Source organism: Paenibacillus sp. 598K, from assembly GCF_003851045.1.
Classification (GTDB): Bacteria; Bacillota; Bacilli; order Paenibacillales; family Paenibacillaceae; genus Paenibacillus_D.
The window spans coordinates 1-202 of record NZ_BFBX01000424.1 but is presented as its reverse complement, the minus strand read 5'-3'; the positions used below and the strand labels follow the sequence as shown (position 1 = coordinate 202).

At 65.3% G+C, this 202-nt stretch carries 1 pseudogene; it reads right to left on the bottom strand.

The annotated features are described in order from the left end of the window. Positions 1-202 (bottom strand): annotated as a pseudogene (locus PA598K_RS35680) (ribulose 1,5-bisphosphate carboxylase); the annotation flags it as partial.

Below are 202 nucleotides of genomic sequence, written 5' to 3'. Positions count from 1 at the left end.
GACAGCTCCTGCAGCTCGTAGAGATTGCCTGCGACGGCCGACATCAGATTCGGGATCGAGGGGCCAAAGTTGTCTAGCGGGAACGATACGGTAATATGCCCCCGTCGGTACTGGCCGTCATGGCCGGACGGCAGCTTGGCCCCCGGCAGCGAAGGCGCAGTCGCCGACTCCAGCGGCTCGATCGCCTCGATGCGCGCGCCAT